Origin of the sequence: Saccharopolyspora sp. 7B, assembly GCF_020177435.1 — a bacterium.
GTDB lineage: Bacteria > Actinomycetota > Actinomycetes > Mycobacteriales > Pseudonocardiaceae > Saccharopolyspora_C > Saccharopolyspora_C gregorii.
On the sequence record NZ_JAIUKC010000205.1, the window covers coordinates 1 to 5,001 of the forward strand.

The window sequence follows — 5,001 nt, forward strand, 5'->3', positions numbered from 1 at the left end:
CCCGGCCCACCCACCCCCAACACCCCCCCCCCACCCAACCTCACCGGCCCCGGGGGCCCCGCCCCCCCCCGGGCCGCCCCCGGGGGGGGGGGGGGGGGGGCGGCCCCCCCCCCCCCCACCGGGCTCACGCGCCGAGCGCGGAGAACCCGCCGTCCACCATGATCATCGAGCCGGTGGTCTTGGGCAGCCAGTCCGACAGCACCGCGCAGATCGACTGCGCCACTGGGGTCGGGTCGTTGACGTCCCAGCCCAGCGGAGCCCGCTCACCCCAGGTCTCCTCCAGCCCGGAGAAGCCGGGGATGGACTTCGCGGCCATCGTGCGCACCGGGCCCGCCGACACCAGGTTCACCCGGATTCCCCGCGGACCGAGCTCGCGGGCCAGGTAGCGGCTGGTCGACTCCAGCGCCGCCTTCGCCACGCCCATCCAGTCGTAGGCCGGCCAGGCGACGCGCGCGTCGAAGTCCATGCCCACGATCGACGAACCCGCCGACAGCAGCGGCAGCGTCGCGGTGGTCAGCGACTTCAGCGAGTACGCCGAGATCTCCACCGCCGTGGACACGTCCTCCCACGGCGCGTCCAGGAAGCCACCGCCGAGGCAGGACGCCGGCGCGAACCCGATCGAGTGAAGCACGCCGTCGAGGCCGTCGACGTGCTCGCGCACCCGGTCGGCCAGGCTGTCGCGGTGCTCGGCGTTGGTCACGTCCAGCTCCAGCACCGGCGCGGGCTTCGGCAACCGGCCGGCGATGCGCTCCACCAGGCTCATCCGGCCGAACCCGGTGAGCACCACTTCCGCGCCCTGCTCCTGCGCCATCTTGGCCGCGTGGAACGCGATCGACGCGTCGGTGATCACGCCGGTGATCAGGATGCGCTTGCCTTCGAGCAATCCGCTCACGAACTTCCTCCGCTGTGCTTGCTTGGGCCCGCCGCGCGGCGGGCCGGTGGAAAACCGGGCCGGAACCCGCTCAGTGCCCCATGCCCAGGCCGCCGTCGACCGGGATCACGGCGCCGGTGACGTAGGCGGCCGCGTCCGAGGCCAGCCACGCCACCGTGCTCGCGACCTCCTCCGGTTCCGCGAACCGGGCCAGCGGCACCTGGGCGAAGATCTCCTTCTTGCGCTCCTCGGAGAGCGCGTCGGTCATGTCGGTGGTGACGAACCCGGGGGCGACCACGTTCGCGGTGATCGACCGCGACCCCAGCTCGCGGGCGATGGAGCGCGCCAGGCCGACCAGACCCGCCTTGCTCGCCGCGTAGTTCGCCTGACCGGCCCCGCCGGAAAGACCCACCACGGAGGACACGAACACCATCCGGCCGCGCTTGAGCCGCAGCATGCTGCTCGCCGCCCGCTTCGCCACCCGGTACGAACCGGCGAGGTTCGCGTCGAGCACCCGGCCGAACTGCTCCTCCCCCATGCGCAGCAGCAGCCCGTCGTCGGTGATCCCGGCGTTGGACACCAGCACCTCGACGCGGCCCTGCGCGGCCTCCACCTCGTCGAAGGCCGCCGAGACCTGCTCGGCGTCGGTGACGTCGCACTGCACGCCGCGCAGCCCGTCCGGAGCGCCCGAGCCGCGGTGGGTGACCGCCACCTCGTCGCCCGCCGCCTGGAACGCGCGGGCGATGGCCAACCCGATGCCGCGGTTGCCTCCGGTCACCAGAACGGACCGTCCCACTGTGGATCTCCTCCCGAAAAGCCCTGCGCGGTGAACGCCCGCGCCTCGACGGCCGAGTCCGTTCACCTGAACAGCCGCGACATTATCGGTTCACCGGTACCGGCCTCCCATCCGCTCCGAACAGAAATCGATCGCCAGAGCGGTGGCGCGCCGACAGTGGACACCGCCTTCCGGCCCCGCGAAGACCTACGGTGCGTACAGCCGCGATCCCGGACCGCGATCCCCGACCGCACCTGCCCACGGCCAGGACAGGAGTTCCCGCTTGACCACGACCGCCGCGACCACCACCGCGCCCCAGCCCGACCCCGCCGAACTCGCCGCAGCGCTGCGCGACGTGCTCGACGGACCCGCCCGGTTCGACCCGGGCACCCGCGCCCTGTACTCCACCGACGCCTCCAACTACCGGCAGGTTCCGCTCGGCGTCGTGCACCCCCGCCACGCCGGGGACGTGGCCGCCGCGGTCGCCGTCGCCCGCGAACGCGGGGTGCCGATCACCGGCCGCGGCGCGGGCACCAGCATCGCGGGCAACGCCTGCGGGCCCGGACTGGTGCTGGACTTCTCCCGGCACTTCAACCGCATCCTCGACGTCGACCCCGAGCGGCGGCTGGCCACCGTGGAACCGGGCGTGGTGCTCGACGTCCTGCAGGCCGCGGTGAAGCCGCACGGGCTCGCGTTCGGGCCCGATCCGTCCACGCACAGCCGCTGCACCCTCGGCGGCATGATCGGCAACAACTCCTGCGGCACCCACTCGGTGGCCTGGGGCAAGACCGTCGACAACGTGCGCTCGCTGGACGTGCTGCTCTCCGACGGCACCCGGCTCACCGTCGGGGAGACCTCCCCCGCCGAGCTCGACGCGCTGTGCGCCCGCGAGGACCGCACCGGGCTGCTCTACCAGCAGCTGCGGGCGCTGCGCGACGACACCGCCGAGCAGGTGCGCGCCTCGTTCCCCGACCTCACCCGGCGGGTCTCCGGCTACAACCTCGAACAGCTGCTGCCCGAGCACGGGTTCCACCTGGCCCGCGCGCTGACCGGCACCGAAGGCGGCTGCGCGGTGCTGCTCGGCGCCACCGTCGAACTCGTCGAGACACCCGCCGCGCGCGCCATGATCGTGCTCGGGTTCGAGGACAGCTACGCCGCCGCCGACCAGGTCACCCGGCTGCGCGGGCTCGACGCGCTCGCCATCGAAGGGCTCAGCGCCGAACTCGTCGACGTGGTCCGCGCCCGCAACCCGTCCTCCGCCGCGCTGCGGCTGCTGCCCGGCGGCCGCAGCTGGCTGCTCGTCGAGGTCGGCGGCACCGACCGGCGCGACGCCGAGAACGCCGCCGAACGCGTCCGCCGCGCCATCGGCTCCCGCGCCGAAGCCGTCGTGCACACCGACCCGGCCCGGATGGGCGCGCTGTGGAAGATCCGCGAGGAGGGCTCCGGCTACTCCACCCGGATGGCCGACGGTTCCGAGCGCTGGTCCGGGTGGGAGGACGCCGCCGTGCCGCCGGAACGGCTCGGCGCCTACCTGCGCGAGTTCGACGCGCTGCTGGCCCGGTTCGGGCGCAAGGGCGTCACCTACGGCCACTACGGCGACGGCTGCCTCCACGTGCGCGTCGACTTCGACCTGCTCGACGGCCCCGGCGCCGCCCGCTACCGCGAGTTCCTGGAGGCCGCGGCCGACCTCGTGGTCGCCCACGGCGGTTCGGTCTCCGGCGAGCACGGTGACGGGCGGGCCCGCTCGGCGCTGCTGTCCCGGATGTACCCGCCGGAGATCATCGGCGCGTTCGAGCGGTTCAAGTCGGCCTTCGACCCCGACGACCTGCTCAACCCCGGCCAGATCGTGCGGCCCCGGCCCGTGGACTCCGACCTGCGGCTGCTGGTCGCCCCGCCGAACATCCCCACCCGCACCGAGCTGGCGCTGCACGCCGACGGCGGCGACCTCGCGCCCGCCAGCAGGCGCTGCGTCGGCATGGGCAAGTGCCTGAACACCACAGGCGGGGTGATGTGCCCCAGCTACCGGGCCACCAAGGACGAGCAGCACTCCACCCGCGGCCGCGCCCACCTGCTGTTCGAGATGCTCAACGGCTCGCTGATCCGCGGCGGCTGGCGCTCCCGCGAAGTCCGCGAGGCGCTCGACCTGTGCCTCTCGTGCAAGGGCTGCAAGACCGACTGCCCCGTCGGTGTCGACATGGCGACCTACAAGGCCGAGTTCCTGCACCACCACTACCGGCACCGGCCGCGGCCCGCCTCCCACTACTCGATGGGCTTCCTGCCGCTGTGGCTCGCCCTCGGCCGGGTCGCGCCCGGCCTGGTCAACGCGGTGCTCGGCGGCCCGGCGGCACCGCTGGTCAAGCGCCTCGGCGGCATCGCGCCCGAGCGGCGGATGCCGAAGCTCGCCGGACGCAGCCTGCGGTCCTGGTGGGCCCACCGCGAACACCCGAGCACCCCCGGCGGCGCCCCCGCGCTGCTGTTCCCGGACACCTTCACCGACCACTTCGACCCGCACATCGGCCGCGACGCCGTCCTCGCCCTCGAACGCCTCGGCCACACCGTCGAACTCCCCCGCGAACCGGTGTGCTGCGGGCTGACCTGGGCCTCCACCGGGCAGCTCGGCACCGCCCGCCGCGTCGTGCAGCGCACCGCGCGCCTGCTGCGCCCGCGGATCGACGCCGGCCTGCCGGTGATCGGGCTCGAACCGAGCTGCACCGCGTTCCTGCGCGGCGACGCCCTCGAACTCGCCCCGCACGACCCGGACGTGCGGGCGCTCGCGGCGGCCACCCGCACCTTCGCCGAACACGTCGAACCCACCCGCGAGCGCTGGCAGCGCACCGGCGGCGGCAAAGCGCTCGTGCAACGGCACTGCCACCAGTACGCCGAGCTCGGCTTCGACGCCGACCGGGCCGCGCTCGCCGCCACCGGGACCGACGCCGAGGTCCTCGACGCCGGCTGCTGCGGCCTCGCCGGGAACTTCGGCTTCGAACGCGGCCACTACGAGGTGTCGATGGACTGCGCCGAGCAGGCCCTGCTGCCCGCGGTGCGCGCCGCCGAACCCGGCACCTCGGTCGTCGCCGACGGCTTCAGCTGCCGGTTGCAGATCCGCCAGGCCACCGACGTCGAACCGGTTCACCTGGCCACCCTGGTCCGCCGAGCCCTCGACGGATAGATCCCGCTCCCGTTCGCGGGATGGGCGAAACGGAACCTCACCGCTGCCTCCGAACCTGCCCGCGGGACTTTCGTCTGTTCCTGTCAGCGGCGAAGCCGCTGAGCCGCCGACCACCTACGCAGAACGACCACCCGCGGGTTCTCAGCGGCTTCCTCGCGAGGACAGCGATTTCGCCGTGTGTTGGGG

The 5,001-nt window shown here is 73.8% G+C and carries 3 protein-coding genes; 1 reads left to right on the forward strand and 2 read right to left on the reverse strand.

Annotation, left to right across the window (positions count from 1 at the left end):
* Positions 1–124 precede the first annotated feature (124 nt).
* Positions 125–892, reverse strand: a complete 768-nt coding sequence (fabI, locus tag LCD33_RS26045; RefSeq protein ID WP_224978380.1) for an enoyl-ACP reductase FabI — start codon at positions 890–892, stop codon at positions 125–127.
* A 70-nt stretch (positions 893–962) separates the two neighbouring features.
* A complete protein-coding gene (gene fabG, locus LCD33_RS26050; RefSeq protein ID WP_224957440.1) occupies positions 963–1,667 on the reverse strand; it encodes a 3-oxoacyl-ACP reductase FabG in 705 nt (234 codons plus the stop codon).
* A gap of 262 nt (positions 1,668–1,929) precedes the next feature.
* Between fabG and LCD33_RS26055 the strand changes: the two genes are divergently transcribed.
* Entirely contained in the window at positions 1,930–4,815 is a 2,886-nt protein-coding gene (locus LCD33_RS26055; RefSeq protein ID WP_224966126.1) for an FAD-binding and (Fe-S)-binding domain-containing protein, read from the forward strand.
* Positions 4,816–5,001: the final 186 nt, after the last annotated feature.